This window comes from Cellulomonas chengniuliangii (genome assembly GCF_024508335.1).
In the GTDB taxonomy this organism is placed as follows: domain Bacteria; phylum Actinomycetota; class Actinomycetes; order Actinomycetales; family Cellulomonadaceae; genus Cellulomonas_A; species Cellulomonas_A chengniuliangii.
On the sequence record NZ_CP101988.1, the window covers coordinates 995,914 to 1,010,737 of the forward strand.

The 14,824-nt window shown below is 73.2% G+C and carries 15 protein-coding genes and 1 tRNA gene; 7 read left to right on the top strand and 9 right to left on the bottom strand.

Annotated elements, in window-relative coordinates:
• The first annotated feature begins 27 nt into the window (after positions 1-27).
• Complete coding sequence (locus tag NP064_RS04685) at positions 28-651, top strand: DUF1349 domain-containing protein (protein ID WP_227570814.1); 624 nt, start codon at positions 28-30, stop codon at positions 649-651.
• 4 nt (positions 652-655) lie between these two features.
• On the opposite strand, the gene NP064_RS04690 is transcribed toward NP064_RS04685, so the two are convergent.
• The 3 genes from NP064_RS04690 to adhE all read right to left on the bottom strand — a co-directional run bounded on the left by NP064_RS04690 (position 656) and on the right by adhE (position 4,360).
• The gene (locus tag NP064_RS04690) at positions 656-757 is read right to left on the bottom strand and encodes a molybdopterin oxidoreductase (protein WP_227570813.1); all 102 of its coding nucleotides are present in this window, start codon (positions 755-757) and stop codon (positions 656-658) included.
• A 150-nt stretch (positions 758-907) separates the two neighbouring features.
• A complete protein-coding gene (locus NP064_RS04695) occupies positions 908-1,438 on the bottom strand; it encodes a hypothetical protein (RefSeq protein WP_227570812.1) in 531 nt (176 codons plus the stop codon).
• 180 nt (positions 1,439-1,618) lie between these two features.
• Entirely contained in the window at positions 1,619-4,360 is a 2,742-nt protein-coding gene (gene adhE / locus NP064_RS04700) for a bifunctional acetaldehyde-CoA/alcohol dehydrogenase (protein WP_227570811.1), read from the bottom strand.
• Between the two features lie 435 nt (positions 4,361-4,795).
• Here adhE and NP064_RS04705 point away from each other — a divergent pair, with 435 nt between their 5' ends.
• The 5 genes from NP064_RS04705 (at position 4,796) to NP064_RS04725 (ending at position 10,247) form a co-directional block, all read left to right on the top strand.
• Positions 4,796-6,406 (top strand): mechanosensitive ion channel domain-containing protein, encoded by a 1,611-nt coding sequence (locus NP064_RS04705; RefSeq protein WP_227570810.1) that lies wholly within the window; start codon positions 4,796-4,798, stop codon positions 6,404-6,406.
• A 120-nt stretch (positions 6,407-6,526) separates the two neighbouring features.
• On the top strand, positions 6,527-7,180 hold the full coding sequence (locus NP064_RS04710) for a DUF4142 domain-containing protein (RefSeq protein WP_227570809.1): 654 nt from the start codon (positions 6,527-6,529) through the stop codon (positions 7,178-7,180).
• A 17-nt stretch (positions 7,181-7,197) separates the two neighbouring features.
• Complete coding sequence (locus NP064_RS04715; RefSeq protein ID WP_227570808.1) at positions 7,198-7,899, top strand: class F sortase; 702 nt, start codon at positions 7,198-7,200, stop codon at positions 7,897-7,899.
• Between the two features lie 95 nt (positions 7,900-7,994).
• Complete coding sequence (locus tag NP064_RS04720; RefSeq protein ID WP_227570807.1) at positions 7,995-8,429, top strand: ChaB family protein; 435 nt, start codon at positions 7,995-7,997, stop codon at positions 8,427-8,429.
• Between the two features lie 9 nt (positions 8,430-8,438).
• Positions 8,439-10,247: a thiamine pyrophosphate-requiring protein gene (locus NP064_RS04725; RefSeq protein ID WP_227570806.1), complete on the top strand. Its 1,809-nt coding sequence runs from the start codon at positions 8,439-8,441 to the stop codon at positions 10,245-10,247.
• A gap of 6 nt (positions 10,248-10,253) precedes the next feature.
• On the opposite strand, the gene NP064_RS04730 is transcribed toward NP064_RS04725, so the two are convergent.
• Positions 10,254-10,517, bottom strand: a complete 264-nt coding sequence (locus NP064_RS04730) for a DUF6480 family protein (RefSeq protein ID WP_227570805.1) — start codon at positions 10,515-10,517, stop codon at positions 10,254-10,256.
• A gap of 170 nt (positions 10,518-10,687) precedes the next feature.
• On the opposite strand from NP064_RS04730, the gene NP064_RS04735 reads away from it, so the two are divergent.
• Positions 10,688-12,025 (top strand): APC family permease, encoded by a 1,338-nt coding sequence (locus NP064_RS04735; protein ID WP_227570804.1) that lies wholly within the window; start codon positions 10,688-10,690, stop codon positions 12,023-12,025.
• A 6-nt stretch (positions 12,026-12,031) separates the two neighbouring features.
• Here NP064_RS04735 and ppk2 read toward each other — a convergent pair whose 3' ends face one another.
• From ppk2 to NP064_RS04760, 5 genes are all read right to left on the bottom strand, one after another.
• Positions 12,032-12,928 (bottom strand): polyphosphate kinase 2, encoded by an 897-nt coding sequence (gene ppk2, locus NP064_RS04740; protein ID WP_227570803.1) that lies wholly within the window; start codon positions 12,926-12,928, stop codon positions 12,032-12,034.
• Positions 12,929-12,937: 9 nt separating this feature from the next.
• Positions 12,938-13,339: a ribosomal maturation YjgA family protein gene (locus NP064_RS04745; RefSeq protein ID WP_227570802.1), complete on the bottom strand. Its 402-nt coding sequence runs from the start codon at positions 13,337-13,339 to the stop codon at positions 12,938-12,940.
• 74 nt (positions 13,340-13,413) lie between these two features.
• Positions 13,414-13,863 (bottom strand): hypothetical protein, encoded by a 450-nt coding sequence (locus NP064_RS04750; RefSeq protein WP_227570801.1) that lies wholly within the window; start codon positions 13,861-13,863, stop codon positions 13,414-13,416.
• A 101-nt stretch (positions 13,864-13,964) separates the two neighbouring features.
• Positions 13,965-14,040 (bottom strand) — tRNA-Arg (locus NP064_RS04755).
• 68 nt (positions 14,041-14,108) lie between these two features.
• The gene (locus NP064_RS04760) at positions 14,109-14,762 is read right to left on the bottom strand and encodes a FadR/GntR family transcriptional regulator (protein ID WP_227570800.1); all 654 of its coding nucleotides are present in this window, start codon (positions 14,760-14,762) and stop codon (positions 14,109-14,111) included.
• Positions 14,763-14,824 lie beyond the last annotated feature (62 nt).

Here is a 14,824-nt window from a genome sequence, read left to right on the forward strand (position 1 = left end):
CGGTCCCCGACCATCGAGAGCGGCGCCATGACCACTGCGCACCACATCCCCGGCATCCCGTTCGAGCTGACCGCCTCGGCGGGCTCGTCGTGGGCCGTGGACCTGGCCACCGGCACGGTCCGGTCGACGGCGCTGCCGCGCACCGACATCTTCATCGACCCCGCCGCGTCCCCGCTCGAGGTGCAGCCGGTGCTCGACGCCGCGACGCTCCTCGGGTCCCCGCCCGCGGGCGACTTCCAGCTCAGCGCGCGCGTGAGCGTCGACTTCGCCGCGACCTTCGACGCCGGCGTCCTGCTGCTGTGGATCGACGATCGGCACTGGGCCAAGCTGTGCTTCGAGTACTCGCCCGACGGGGAGCCGATGGTCGTCTCGGTGGTGAACCGGGGAGTGAGCGACGACGCCAACGGGTTCGTGGTCGACGGGCGCTCGGTGTGGCTGCGGGTGTCCCGCATCGACCACGCCTTCGCCTACCACGCGTCGCTCGACGGGCAGGCGTGGCGGTTGATCCGGTCGTTCGCGCTCGACGACCCCGCAGGGGCGGTGGCCCTCGGCCTCGAGGCGCAGTCGCCCACCGGCGAGGGCTGCGCGGTCGCGTTCGAGCAGGTCGCCTTCACGTCCTCGCGGCTCGGGGACCTGCGCGACGGCTCCTGAGGGGTCAGACCCCGACGCCGGCGGCGGCCGCGAGCCCGGCGAGGACCAGCAACGCCAGGGACAGCCAGGCGCCGAGCACCCACCAGTCGACGTGCCGACGCCGCACGACCCGCTCCGTCCGAGGGACTCCCATGCCCCTTGATCGGCAGGTGCGGGCGGTTCCGTGAACTGTCGAGGTCTCCTCTGTGCCCGCGTCCGAGGTGAAGTATCCCCGTCGCCCTCGGCCGGGATCCGACGGCGGCGGGTGCGCGCCGCCCTATCGGGCGGCCGCCTCCTCGACCTTCTGGCGCAGCTCCTCGACCCGTGCGGACAACTCGTCGAGGGCGGCGCGGGCTGAGCCGTCTGCCGTGCCGGCGGCCTTCTCCACGTTCGCGCGCGCGTCGGCCAGCGTCGACTGGGCTTCGGCGAGCTGCTCCTTCGCCGTGGCCGATCCATCGGTGGCCGCCTCGTCCAAGGCGGTGGTGGCCTCGTCCATCGCCGAGCTGGCGCTCGCGACGGCGTCCTCGGCAGCGCCGCGCGCGTTGGCGTCGAGCTGCTGCAGCTGTGCACGGGCGTCCTCCGCGGCGGTGCGGGCCTTGTCCAGGCCGTCCCGGGCGGAGTCGACCTTGGCGCGCACCTCGTCCATGGCGTCCCGGGCCCCGTCGACGGCGCCCTGGGCGCCATCGCGCGCCTCGTCGATCTGGGTGGACGCCTCGGAGCATCCGGCGAGCCCGACCGCCAGGGCGGCGACCGTGGCGACCGCCAGAGGGCGGGAGAGGGGGCGGGGGAGGCCTCGGGGGATGCGCATGGGAACTCCTCGCGTGGGGGGACGGGGCACCAGTGTGACCTGAAGGAGACCAGGACGACACCGGAGGAACCGGGCGGCGGGCGGCCGGGCGGCCCGGACAGCGCGACGCCCCGCCCGCGTGGAGCACGCGGGCGGGGCGTCGTCAGCGCATGACCGGCGGGGCCGGTCGGGCGCCGAGGGTCAGGCGGTGACCGTCTCGTCCTCGCCAGCGGCGGCCTCGTCGGCCACCGGCTCCGCGACGGCCGAGCCCTTGGCCGGCGCCTTCGCGTCGCGACGGCTCCGGATGTCCTCGATCGACGTGCCGTAGTACGCCGCGGCCATGATGTCCTTCATGTCCGCCAGCATCGGCATGCGCGGGTTGGCCGGCGCGCACTGGTCCTCGTAGGCGCCCATCGCGACCTCGTCGAGGCGGCCGATGAACTCCTGCTCGTCCACGCCCTGCGCCTGGAACGACGCGGGGATGCCGACCTTCGCCCGCAGCGACTCGACGGCCAGCGCGTACGACTCCACGCCCTGCTCCGGCGTCTCGGCCGGCAGGCCCAGGGTCTGGGCGATCTGCTGGAACCGCTCCGGAGCGACGTAGTGCTCGTACTTCGGCCAGCTCGTGAGCTTGGTCGGGATCGTGCCGTTGTAGCGGATGACGTGCGGCAGCAGGGTCGCGTTCGTGCGGCCGTGCACGAGGTGGAACGTGGAGCCCACCACGTGCGCCATGGCGTGGACGATGCCCAGGAACGCGTTGCCGAAGGCCATGCCGGCGATCGTGCCCGCGTTGTGCATCTTCTCGCGGGCGTCGGCCGTCTCCGGGGTGCCCGGCTCGCCGTTGACGCTCGCGGCCAGGTTCTCGAAGATCAGCCGGATCGCGTGCAGCGCCATGCCGTCCGTGAAGTCGTTCGCGTAGACGCTGACGTACGCCTCGGTGGCGTGCGTCAGGGCGTCGAAGCCCGAGTCGGCGGCGAGCGACCGCGGCATCTTCGACGTCAGCACCGGGTCGATGATCGCGACGGTCGGGGTGAGCGCGTAGTCCGCGAGCGGGTACTTCTTGCCCGCGTCGGGGTCGGAGATGACCGCGAACGGCGTGACCTCGGCGCCCGTGCCCGACGTGGTCGGGATGCACACGAGCTTGGCCAGGTCGCCCAGCACGGGGAACTTGAACGCGCGCTTGCGCACGTCGAAGAACTTCTGCTTGAGGTCGGAGAACACGATCTCCGGGTGCTCGTACAGCAGCCACATGACCTTCGCGGCGTCCATCGGCGAGCCGCCGCCCAGCGCGATGATCGTGTCCGGGCGGAAGTGGCGCATCTGCTCGGCGCCCGCCTTCACGGTGCGGACGCTCGGCTCGGGCTCCACCTGGTCGATGATCTGCAGCGCGACCTTGTTGGGCCGACGGTTCAGGACCTCGATGATGCGGTCCACGAAGCCCAGCTTCGTCATGGTCGCGTCGGTCACGATGGTCACGCGCTCGACGTCGGCCATGTCCGCGAGGTAGCGGATCGCGTTCGGCTCGAAGTACGTCTTGGCCGGGACCTTGAACCACTGCAGGTTGTTGTTCCGGCGGCCGATGCGCTTGATGTTCACCAGGTTGACCGCCGAGACGTTGTTGGAGACCGAGTTGTGGCCGTACGAGCCGCAGCCGAGGGTCAGGGACGGGATGAAGGCGTTGTAGATGTCGCCGATCCCGCCGAGAGAGGACGGCGCGTTGGCGATGACGCGGATCGCCTTGACGCGGCTGCCGTAGACCTCGGTCAGCTTCTCGTCCTGCGTGTGGATCGCGGCGCTGTGGCCCAGGCCGTCGAACTCGACCATCTGCTCGGCGTACGTGATTCCCTGCTCGGTCGAGCCCGCGCGCAGCACGGCGAGGACGGGGCAGAGCTTCTCGCGGGTGAGGGGCTCCTGCGGGCCGACGCCGCTGACCTCGGCCAGGATGATCGACGTCTCGGCCGGGACGGTGAAGCCGGCGCGCTCGGCGATCCAGGCGGGCGTCTGGCCGACGACGGAGGCGTTGAGCTTGGCCTCGCCGCAGTTCTTGCCCTGCGCCTGCACCCCGAAGATGAACTTCTCGAGGAGGGCCTTCTCCTTGGCGTTCACCCGGTACGCGTGCAGCGTGGCGAACTCGGCCATCGCCGCGTCGTAGATCTCGTCGTCGAGGATGACGGCCTGCTCGGACGCGCAGATCATGCCGTTGTCGAACGACTTGGACAGCACCACGTCGTTGACCGCGCGCTTGAGCTTCGCGGACTTCTCGATGTAGGCCGGGACGTTGCCCGCGCCGACGCCGAGGGCGGGCTTGCCGCACGAGTAGGCGGCGCGGACCATCGCGTTCCCGCCGGTGGCGAGGATGAGGGCGACGCCCGGGTGGTTCATCAGCAGGCCGGTGGCCTCCATCGACGGCTGCTCGACCCACTGGACGCAGTGCTCGGGGGCGCCGGCGGCGACGGCCGCGTCGCGCACGACCTTGGCGGCGGCCACCGAGGACGCCTGCGCGCTCGGGTGGAACGCGAAGATGATCGGGTTGCGGGTCTTCAGCGCGATGAGGGCCTTGAAGATCGCCGTCGACGTCGGGTTGGTCACCGGGGTCATCGCGCAGATGACGCCCACGGGCTCGGCGATCTCGGTGATGCCGCTCAGGTCGTCGCGGCTGATCACGCCGACGGTCTTGAGCGAGCGCATGGAGTTCGTGACGTGCTCGCACGCGAAGATGTTCTTCACGGCCTTGTCCTCGAACACCCCGCGGCCGGTCTCCTCGACGGCGTGGCGGGCCAGCTCGCCGTGCTGGTCGAGCGCGGCGACGGCCGCCTTCTTGACCAGGTGGTCGACGTCTTCCTGGGTGAATCGCGCGTACTCCGCGAGGGCCTTCGCGGCGTTGGCGACGAGTCCGTCGATGGCGCCGCCAATTGTCGTGTCGGGGCGGGCAGTTGTGCTCACGGGAGGTTCTCCCTCGGGTCGCGGTGAGTGTGAGAAGTCGCCGTTGACCTCGGTTCACACGCTAGGAGGCGAAAAGTCATGGGACCTGTGCCCAAGGTCCTGATTTTTACGCGGGCATCGCCGTGTTCGCGCACGGCGAGCGGCGTGGGCCGGGGAGGCGGGGGCTCAGATCCGGGTGACCCACGAGGCGGACATCCGCTCCTCCTCGAGGTCGAGCTCGCGCAGCACCCGCTGCATCACCGCCTCGTCGAGCTGGCCCGAGTCACGGCGCTCCACGAGCACCTCGACACGAGCGCGAAGATCCCGTTCGCGTGCATCGGCGGGGCCTCTCGGTGCGGGGGAGGATGACGACGACGGTACGCCGGAGCGCTGGACGAGGGCGCTGCGCCTCGGTTTCGGACGAATCGGACCGTGGACCTGTCTACCCTGGTCCGCGTGCATCCCCTTCTCGTCATCCTCGTCGCCGTCGTCCTGGCCCTCGTCGCGGAGATCTTCGTCGCCACGCTGGTGCACCGGGCTGTGCGCCGCTCACCCCTCGCCGTGGCCCTCGTCGACGTCAGCCGCCGCCCGCTGCGCGTCACGCTCGTGGCGGCCGCCGCGTGGATCGCGCTGGGCGCCTCGGCGGATCCCACACCGGCCGTCCTGGTCCTCGAGTCCCTGCTCCTCGCCGCGCTGATCCTGGCGCTGGCGTGGCTGCTCACCGCCGTCGTGCTGCGCTTGGAGGACGCCGCCCTGGCGCACCACCAAGCCGTCGCGTTCGACGCGCGCGGGCAGGACGAGGCGGGCTTCGACCCGCATGCCCTCGCGCTGCAGACCCGGGTGCGCTCGCTGCTGCGGGGCGCGACGCGCGCCGCGCTCGGCTGCGCCGGCGCCGGCGCCGCGCTGCTGGTGTTCCCTGTGGTGCGGCCGGTGGGCGTCGGGTTGCTCGGGCTCGTGGCCGTCGCCGCTGTGGTGCTGGCCCTGGCTGCCCGCGAGCTGCTGGCCGACGTGGTCGCCGGCGTGCGCCTCGCGTACACCGACGCGGTGCGGGTCGGCGACGTGGTGGTGCTCGACGGCGACTGGGGCCTGGTCGAGTCGGTCGCCCTGACGACGCTGACGGTGCGCCTGGGCGAGGACCGGCACGTCCCGCTGCCCGCGTCGCAGGTGGCCACGGGGCGGTTCGAGAACCGCACCCGGGGCGCCGCGGAGATCGTGGGGGAGGTCGCGCTGGACGTCCCGCGCGACGTGGGCCTGCACGCCGTGCGGGAGCAGCTGCAGCAGGTGCTCGACGGGACGCCGCTGTGGGACGGCCACGTCGTGCGGCTGCGGGTGCTCGACGCCGTCGGGGCGCACGTGCGCGTGCGGGCCGAGGCCAGCGCGGCCGACGGGCCCTCGCTGCTCGCGCTGCGCGAGCACGTGCGGGAGTCGCTCGTGGGATGGCTCTCGGCGACGAGCCCCCAGACGGTCGGCGTGGGGGCGGGCGCGTGGGGGGCCGGGACCGCGGCGAGCAGTGTCACGACGTCCAGCGCCACGACGTCCAGCGCCACGACGTCCAGCGCGTGGCGGCAGACGGCTGCGGCGATCGCGACGCCCACGACGAGCCGCTCGACCGCGCGCGAGCCCGTCGCGCAGCCGGCTGTCGAGCCGCAGCACGCCGCCGCGCAGCCCGGCCCTGCCCCGCACACCGGCCCTGCCCCGCACACCGGCCCTGCTCCGCACACCAGCCCAGCCCTGCAGCCCAGCCCCGTCCCGGAGCCGGGTCCTGCCTACCAGCCCGGCCCGGCCCACCAGTCCCGCGCGGAGCAGGCCCAGCCCGCCGAGAGCCGTCTGCCGGTGCGCCGCAGCGCTGTCCCGCGGGCGGCCGCCGCGCCCGCCCCGCAGGCATCGGCCCCCGACCAGTGGCTCGGCGGAGGCGCGGCCCCCGACCAGACCCAGGTCTACGCCCCGGCGCAGCTCGCCGGCCTGTACGACCAGGACCCGCGCGCCGGCGCCGCCGACGAGACCCAGGTGCTGGACCCGGCCGTCTTCGAGCGGCGGTCCAGCCGGCGAGAGCTCCGCGACTACTGACCTCGGCCAGGGCGCGTCGATAGACCGCCCCCGGTGCTCCGTCGTGCGGTAGCCCGGGGTGCGGGAGACAGTGGAATCCCCCCTGCAGTGTCCGGCACGCACTCGCACAGGAGGACTCACATGCATGTGGCCCGTCGCACCCTCATCTCCCTGGCAGCCGCGCTGGGGATCGTGGTCCTGGCCGTCCTTCCGGCCCAGGCAGCACCGTCGCAGCAGGACCAGAACTGGTTGGTCACCGCCCACCAGGGCAACCTCGCGGAGATCGCAGCGGGCCAGGCCGCGCTGCAGCAGTCCAGCAATGCCGAGGTCCGCGACCTCGGGCAGATGATCATCGACGACCATCAGCGGCTCGACGCTGACGTCACGGCCGCCGCGGGGCAGCTCGGCGTGACCCTCCCGGGCACGCCGAACGCGACGCAGCAGGCCGAGCTCGCGCAGGTCTCCGGGCTCACCGGAGAGCAGTTCGACCGTGCCTGGATCGCCTGGCAGATCACCGCGCACCGGCAGGCGCTCGCCGCCGGCGAGCAGGAGGTCGCGTCCGGGTCCGACCCGGCGGTCAAGGCGCTCGCGGCCGCCGCGGCGCCCGTCATCCAGGCGCACCTGGACATGACCCTGGCGCTCGCGCAGGCCTATGGCGTGCCGACGTCGGTGGCGGCCGGGAACGGCGGGTCCGAGGCCGGCTCGAGCCTCGGCCTCGGCGTGGGGCTGGCCGCCGGCGGGCTGCTCGTGATCGTGCTGTCCGGGGCGGCACTGGTGCGGCGCGCACGCGCGTGACCCCTCGGACGGGCCTCGTGACGCGCGTCCTCGGGGGCGCGCGTCGCGGGGCGTCCCGGGCGTGGTCTCGCATCGCCCGCCTGGCGCTCGTGCTCGGTGTCGCCGTCGGACTGGCGGCCGTCGGGACGGGCGCCTACCTGGCGTCGCAGCCCGCCCGGCTCGACATCGCCGAGGCGGGGGCGGCGCCGCTCCCGCCGCAGCCCGTGGCGGGCGGGAGCCCGTCTCCGCCGACTGCGGCGCCACCGGCGGCACCGGCGCCGGGCCGCGCCCCGGTCGAGCTGCGGCTGCCGGCCCCGGGGGACGGCGCCGCGGCGCCGCGACCTGCCGCCGTGGTCCCGGTGGGGGTGGAGCCGTCGGGCGCGCTGCAGGTGCCGACCGACGGCGCGGTGGTCGGCTGGTGGTCCTCGGGCGCGGCGCCGGGTGGCACGCAGGGCGCCGTGGTCCTGGCGGGCCACGTCGACACCGTGGCGGGCGCCGGCGCGATGCGCCAGGTGCTCGACCTGCCGCTGGGGTCGGTCGTGGAGGTCGTGGACGAGGCGGGCGGCGTCCTCGGCTACCGGGTCACGGGCCGCGAGCAGTTCGACAAGGCGGCGCTTCCCCGCGGGCTCTTCCGGGTGGATGGCCCTCCAGGGCTCGTGCTCATCACCTGCGGAGGGACCTTCGACGCCCGGACGGGCCACTACAGCGACAACGTGGTGGTGTACGCCGAGCCGGTCTGAGCCGGTCCCGGGCGGCGCCCTGTGCGGATGCGCGCCGCGCTGGACCGGTCGAGCATGGGCCCACGACACACGTCACGACCGACGGGAGGCCTGCCATGCCGATGACGGACAAGAAGGGCAAGGTCAAGAAGCGCGAGCTGCCCAGCACGGTGGCGCGCTCGAGCAAGAAGGCGCAACGGACGTTCGCGAAGGCGCATGACGCCGCCGCCGACGAGTACGGCGAGGGCGAGCGCGCGTACCGGGTCGCATACTCGGCGCTCAAGCACACCCACGAGAAGATCGGCGACCGCTGGAAGCGCAAGGACAAGGGCGCCAAGGGCCCCTCCGACGCGAAGGCCGCGGGCGGCCGTCAGGCGAGGGCGGCCACCTCGGGCGGGGTCGACGCCAACTCGAGCAAGGCGCACCTGTACGACGTCGCGAAGCGGCTGGAGATCGCCGGGAGGTCGTCGATGTCCAAGGGGGAGCTGGTCGACGCGATCCAGAGGGCGAACGACTCCAAGACGCGGGCCGCGCGGAGCCGGAAGGGCTGAGGCGCCGCCATGACGAACGTCTCGGACGCGATGGTGGCACGGCTCTCCGACTGGGGCGTCTCGCGCGTCTTCGGGTACGCGGGGGACGGCATCGACCCGATCCTGGCGGCGATCGGACGCGCCGAGGACCGCGTCGAGCTGGTGACCGCACGGCACGAGGAGATGGCCGCGTTCATGGCCACGGGCCACGCGAAGTACAGCGGTGAGGTGGGCGTGTGCCTGGCCACCCAGGGCCCGGGGGCGATCCACCTGCTCAACGGCCTGTACGACGCGAAGCTGGACCGCAAGCCCGTGGTCGCGATCGTGGGGCAGGTGGTCAGCACCGCCCTGGGCAGCGGCTACCTGCAAGAGGTCGACCTGCAGACCTTGTTCAAGGACGTGTGCGGCCAGTACGTCCAGACCGTCACCCGGCCCGAGCAGCTGCCCCTCGTGCTCGACGACGCGATCCGCACGGCGCTGGCCACCTCGAGCCCCACCTGCGTGATCGTCCCCCACGACGTGCAGAAGGCCGAGGTCCCCGAGGCGGAGCAGCACGGGCACGGCCTGGTCTCCACCTCGACCGCGTTCGCCCGGCCCCGGGTCGTCCCGCACGACGCGGACCTGGATCGCGCGGCGGAGCTGCTGAGCGCTGGCGAGCGGGTCGCGCTGCTCGTCGGGCAGGGCGCCGCGGGAGCCGCCGCCCAGGTGGAGCAGGTGGCGGGGCGGCTCGGCGCGGGGATCACGACGTCGCTGCTCGGCAAGCCGCACCTCGACGAGTCGCTGCCGTGGAACTGCGGTGTGATGGGGCACCTCGGCACCATCGCCTCCGCTGATCTGCTGGGGAGCTGCGACACCTTCCTCATCGTCGGCAGCAGCGACCCCTGGACGGAGTTCTATCCAGCGCCAGGCCAGGCCCGCACCGTGCAGATCGACCTGGCGGCGCGCAACATCGGCGCCAAGCACCCGGTGGACGTGCCGCTGCCCGGCGACGCCGCCCTGACGTTGGACGCGCTGCTGCCGCGGCTGCGGCCCGCTGGGCCCGGCTGGCGCGACGAGGTCGAGGGCTTCGTGACGGCGTGGCGCGACATCGCCGAGCGCCGGGCGAGCCAGCCCGCCGAGCCGCTCAACCCCCAGCTCGTCGTGCGCGAGCTCTCCGCGCAGCTGCCCGCCGACGCCCAGGTCGCCGTCGACGTGGGCTCGGTGACGTACTGGTACGCACGGCACCTGCTCCTGCCCGCCGGTGTGCCGGTCCACCTGTCGTCGACGCTGGCCTCGATGGGCTCGGCGATGCCCTACGGGATCGCGGCGAAGCTGCTGCGCCCCGACCGGCCGGTGGTCGCGCTCGCGGGCGACGGGGCGATGCAGATGAACGGCCTGTCCGAGCTCGTGACCGTCGCCGCGCGCTGGCGTGAATGGGCCGACCCCCGGTTCGTCGTGCTGGTGCTGCACAACGGCGACCTCTCCGAGGTGACGTGGGAGCAGCGGGAGATGGAGGGCGACGGGCGCCTGCCCGCCTCGCAGGAGGTGCCGTCGTTCCCCTACGCCGGGTACGCCGAGCTGCTCGGGCTGCGCGGCATCCGGGTGGACTCTCCCGACGGCGTGGCAGGCGCATGGCGTGAGGCGCTCGCGGCGGACCGCCCGTGCCTCATCGAGGCGGTGGTGGACCCGGACGTCCCGCTGCTGGCGCCCCGGCAGCTGCAGGAGAAGGTGGACCAGACGCGCCGTGGTCTGGCGCAGGAGCCCGCCGGCGACCGCGCGGAGGGCATGCTCGACGCGCAGCGCCGACACGAGCGCGACCACGACCCGGCGGGGATGTCCCGCCGCGACCAGGACGACTGAGCGGGCTCAGAGCCAGCCCGCGCCCCATGCGGCCGCCAGCGCGGCGAGGACCACGACCAGCACGACGCCCGCGACGATCATGGCCCGATTCCGGGGCGTGGAGCGTCCGCTGACGAGGCCCTTCGGCTCGCGGAACGAGACGCCGCCCGTGGCCGAGGCCTCCGCTGGCGGCGTGTCGCCGGGGTGCACGGACCCGCCGTGCCCGAGGCCGCTCGTGTCCTCGGGTGGGGGGTCGGTCGGCGGGTCCGACGGCGGCTGTCGCTCAGCCATGGCCGGCGGAGGTGGTCGGCGGGCAGTCGCGAGATTCCATCGGTCGACCTCTCGTCTGGTTGCTCGATCCGCTGGGTGCCAGCGTGCCAGTGCCGCCCCTGGGCCGCAGCCTGAGGAGAGCGCCGCATCTCGCCGCGCGAAGAGGGTGGGTCCTCTCCATACTTCCCCTCATGGCGACCACCGACCAGGGATCCGGACGGCTGCGGCGGGCCGTGACCGGCCCGCTGCTGTACTTGTTCATCCTCGGCGACGTCCTCGGCGCGGGCATCTACGCGCTCGTGGGGGAGATGGCCGGCGCCGCGGCCGGCATGATCTGGCTCCCGTTGCTGGTGGCCCTGGGCATGGCGATGCTCACCGCGGCGTCGTACGCCGAGCTGGTGACCAAGTACCCCCAGGCGGGCGGGTCGGCTGTGTACGTGCAGCGGGCGTTCGGCCGGCCGCTGGCCTCGTTCCTCGCGGGGTTCTGCATGCTGGCCGCGGGGGTGACGTCCGCCGCGGCGCTGTCCCTGGCGTTCGCCGGGGACTACCTCGGGGAGTTCCTGGACCTGCCCCCAGTCCCCGTGGCCATCGTGTTCCTGGCCGCGGTGGGGCTGCTGAACGCGCGCGGCATCAAGGAGTCGGTGCGGGCCAACACCGTCATGACCGCCATCGAGCTCACGGGCCTGCTGACCGTCGTCGTGCTGGGCGCCGTGGTGCTGGGCCGCGGTGACGGCGACCTGGGCCGCGTGCTCGAGCTGCCCACGGACGTGACGCTCGCCGGCGCCACCCTCGCCGGCGCCCTGATCGCGTTCTACTCGTTCGTCGGCTTCGAGACGTCGGCCAACATCGCCGAGGAGCTCACCGAGCCGAGCCGGATCTACCCGCGGGCGCTGTTCGCCTCGATGCTCACGGCGGGGGTGGTGTACCTGCTGGTGGGCGTGGTGGCGCCCGCTGTGGTGGCGCCCGCCGACCTGGAGGGCTCGTCTGGCCCGCTGGTCGAGGTGGTGCGCGTCGCCGGGGGAGTGCCGACCGAGGTGTTCGCGGTGGTGGCCCTGGTGGCGGTGGCGAACGGGGCGCTGCTGACCATGATCATGTCGAGCCGGCTCGTGTACGGCATGGCGGACCAGCGCCTGCTGCCGTCGCCCCTCAGCCGGGTCCTCCCCGGACGGCGGACTCCCTGGGCGGCGATCGTGGTGACCACCGTCGTGGCGATGGGCCTCACCGCGATCGGCGACCTGGTGACCCTCGCGTCGACGGTGGTGCTGCTGCTCCTGCTCGTCTTCCTCATGGTCAACGTGTCGGTGCTCGTGCTGCGCCGCGACGCCGTCGAGCACCCCCACTTCCGCGCCTGGACCGTGCTGCCCGTGCTGGCCATCGCGTCGTGCGTGCTGCTGCTCACCCGGCAGGAGGCCCGGCACTGGCTCCTGGCAGGAGCGCTGGTCGGGGTGGGCGTCGTCCTGTACCTGGTGACAGGACGGGGGTCGGCGGTGCGGGCGGCGGCTCAGGGCGAGGACGCCGCCGCGGTCTGACCGATGTCAGGCGTACTTCTCGGGGTCGCCCATCAGCGCGGCCACGTGGTCGTCGACGTGCGTGGACAGCTCCCGCGGTGGGCGCACGTACCCGTTCGACGCGGCCGGGCGCTCGGGCAGCTCCACCTTCGCGTGCGGCACGTCCGTGTACGGGATGGTCGAGAGCAGGTGGGAGATCATGTTGAGCCGGGCGTGCTTCTTGATGTCCGACTCGACGATGTACCACGGGCTCGCGGGCACGTCGGTGTGCACCAGCATCTCGTCCTTGGCCCGGGAGTAGTCCTCCCAGCGGTTGATCGACTCGAGGTCCATGGGGCTCAGCTTCCACTGGCGCACCGGGTCGCCGAGCCGCGAGCGGAACCGCTTGAGCTGCTCGTCGTCCGAGACCGAGAACCAGTACTTGCGCAGCAGGATCCCGTCCTCGACGAGCATCTGCTCGAAGATCGGCGTCTGGCGCATGAACTGCGCGTACTCCTGCGGGGTGCAGAACCCCATCACCCGCTCGACGCCCGCCCGGTTGTACCAGGACCTGTCGAACAGCACGATCTCCCCGGCCGCGGGCAGGTGCTCGATGTAGCGCTGGTAGTACCACTGGGTGCGCTCGCGCTCGGTGGGCGTGGGCAGCGCCGCGATCCGCGCGACCCGGGGGCTCAGGTACTCGGTGATGCGCTTGATCGTGCCGCCCTTGCCCGCCGCGTCCCGCCCCTCGAAGATCACCACCACGCGCGCCCCGGTGGCCTGGGCCCACAGCTGGAGCTTCACCAGCTCGGCCTGCAACCGGAACAGCTCGGCCTCGTAGACGGCGTTCGGGATCTTGGCCGGGCGCGCGGCCTTGGCCTTCTTCTTGCCCGACCTCTTCGTCGCCCGCTCGGCGGGGGCCGCGTCGTCCGACGTCTTCGTCATGCTCGCAAACTACCGCTGACCGAGGCCCGCGTCTCGGCCTGCGCGCAGCGCGTGGTCGAGGGCGCCGCTGAGCAGCGCGCCCACGGCGTACGCGGGCAGGTCGTGCGCGGCGAACGTGGAGCCGAGCACATACCGGGCGGGGCCGAACGCGTCGACCAGCTGCGCGGGCACGCCGGTGAGCTGCGCGAGCTCGACGACGGCGCAGATCCCGGTGGCCACACCGGCGAGGACCGTGGGCCGCCAGCACGGTCGCACCGCGCCGAGCAGCACGTACACGAGCGCCGCGTACAGCGCCCCGCCGAGCAGGTCGCCCGCGAGGCCGTCCACGGCGCGGGTGGCCACGAGCCCTGCGCCGACGACGACGGGCACGAGCAGGATGAGCGTCGCTCGGCGGCGCGGGGCAGGGGGCACATGGGCACCCTAGGGCGACGGCTCCCGCCGGCGACGCGTGAGTCGTGCGCGTCCCGTGCAGGTCGCGTCCGGCTTCAGGAGCGGACCGCCTCGACCTCGGCGACGCGGAAACCCTCGACCGCGCTGCCCGAGAGCGCCATCTCGAGGGTCACGTCGGGCTCGATGTCCACACCGGTCCACGAGCAGACGAGGCCGGTCAGCACCGTCCCGCCGCCCTCCGTGCAGCCGTTGAACGTCATCTCAGGCTCCACGGCGACGAACGGCAGCTCGTCGGTCACGCCCTCGGCGCCGTACGCGCTCTCGAGCGTCTCGTCGTCAGCGATCCATGCCCGGTACACGCACGTGGCCGCCTGCTCGGCGCCGACCGGGTCCGTCGGCTCCATCGGGCACTCGATGTCGGACGACGGCGGCGAGGTCTCCGCGGGCGGCCCGGCGTCGGCTGCCTGCCCTGGGCCGCAAGCGGCGGTGACGAGCACGACGACGGCACAAGCCGAGGCAGCCGCCCGACGGCGTATCGCGCTCATGCGCCACAACGTAGTGGAGGAGGGGGCGCGGGGCGAGGGTGCGCGGTCCGCGGGAGCCGGGGAACGGCGAAGGCCCGGTCCGCAGGGGACCGGGCCTTCTGTGGTGCCCGCGAAAGGACTCGAACCTTCGACCTTCTGCTCCGGAGGCAGACGCTCTATCCACTGAGCTACGCGGGCGTGCGCTAGTTGCTGGCGCAGGTCACGAGACTACCAGCAACCGCGGCCGTCGCCGCCAACCGAATGCCTCAGGAGACGTCGATCAGCCGCGACAGGTAGGTGTCCACCTCGGTCATCGAGGCGACGTCGTCCCCTGCCGCGATGGCGGCCACGAGGTCGTCGTGGCCGGGGTCGTCGTCGACGGGCCGCTCGAAGTTGAAGCGGATGTTCTCGGTGATCGCGTCGAGCAGGCTCTCGTAGAGCGAGAGCAGCACGGGGTTGTGCGCGGCGCGCGCGATCGCGAGGTGCAGGGCCAGGTCGGAGGCGACCATCGCGTCCAAGTCGCCCAGCGAGTAGGCGGTGGCCCGCTGGTCGCGCAGCTGCTCGAGAGCGGTGACGTCGGCGGTGGTCCGGCGGCGGGCGGCCAGCCGGGCTGCCTCGACCTCGAGGCTGCGCCGCACCTCGACCACGTCGCGCTGGTGCGCGTCGGCGATCTGGCGTCCCATGGTCACGGCTAGCTCGGAGCTGGACAGCACATAGGTGCCGGACCCCTGGCGGCGGGCGAGCAGCCCGGCGTGCACGAGCGACTGGACGGCCTCGCGCACGGTGTTGCGGCCCACGCCGAGCAGCTCGGCGAGGGCGGGCTCGGGCGGGATGCGGGTGCCGACCGGCCAGCGGCCAGAGGTGATGCGCTCGCGGATCCCGTCGACGGCGGTGTCGATCAGGCCTGTGCGTCGCCGCATGTGGGGAGTCCTCCTTCGTCGTCGCCCAGTCCCGGGCGGCCACGGTGCGGACGTCGTTGTCG

Coding starts and splice junctions, on each gene's coding strand:
- NP064_RS04730 (WP_227570805.1), bottom strand. CDS start 10,517: ATGGCTGAGCGACAGCCGCCGTCGGACCCGCCGACCGACCCCCCACCC.
- NP064_RS04750 (WP_227570801.1), bottom strand. CDS start 13,863: ATGAGCGCGATACGCCGTCGGGCGGCTGCCTCGGCTTGTGCCGTCGTC.
- NP064_RS04685 (WP_227570814.1), top strand. CDS start 28: ATGACCACTGCGCACCACATCCCCGGCATCCCGTTCGAGCTGACCGCC.
- NP064_RS04725 (WP_227570806.1), top strand. CDS start 8,439: ATGACGAACGTCTCGGACGCGATGGTGGCACGGCTCTCCGACTGGGGC.
- NP064_RS04720 (WP_227570807.1), top strand. CDS start 7,995: ATGCCGATGACGGACAAGAAGGGCAAGGTCAAGAAGCGCGAGCTGCCC.
- NP064_RS04710 (WP_227570809.1), top strand. CDS start 6,527: ATGCATGTGGCCCGTCGCACCCTCATCTCCCTGGCAGCCGCGCTGGGG.
- NP064_RS04735 (WP_227570804.1), top strand. CDS start 10,688: ATGGCGACCACCGACCAGGGATCCGGACGGCTGCGGCGGGCCGTGACC.
- NP064_RS04760 (WP_227570800.1), bottom strand. CDS start 14,762: ATGCGGCGACGCACAGGCCTGATCGACACCGCCGTCGACGGGATCCGC.
- NP064_RS04695 (WP_227570812.1), bottom strand. CDS start 1,438: ATGCGCATCCCCCGAGGCCTCCCCCGCCCCCTCTCCCGCCCTCTGGCG.
- ppk2 (WP_227570803.1), bottom strand. CDS start 12,928: ATGACGAAGACGTCGGACGACGCGGCCCCCGCCGAGCGGGCGACGAAG.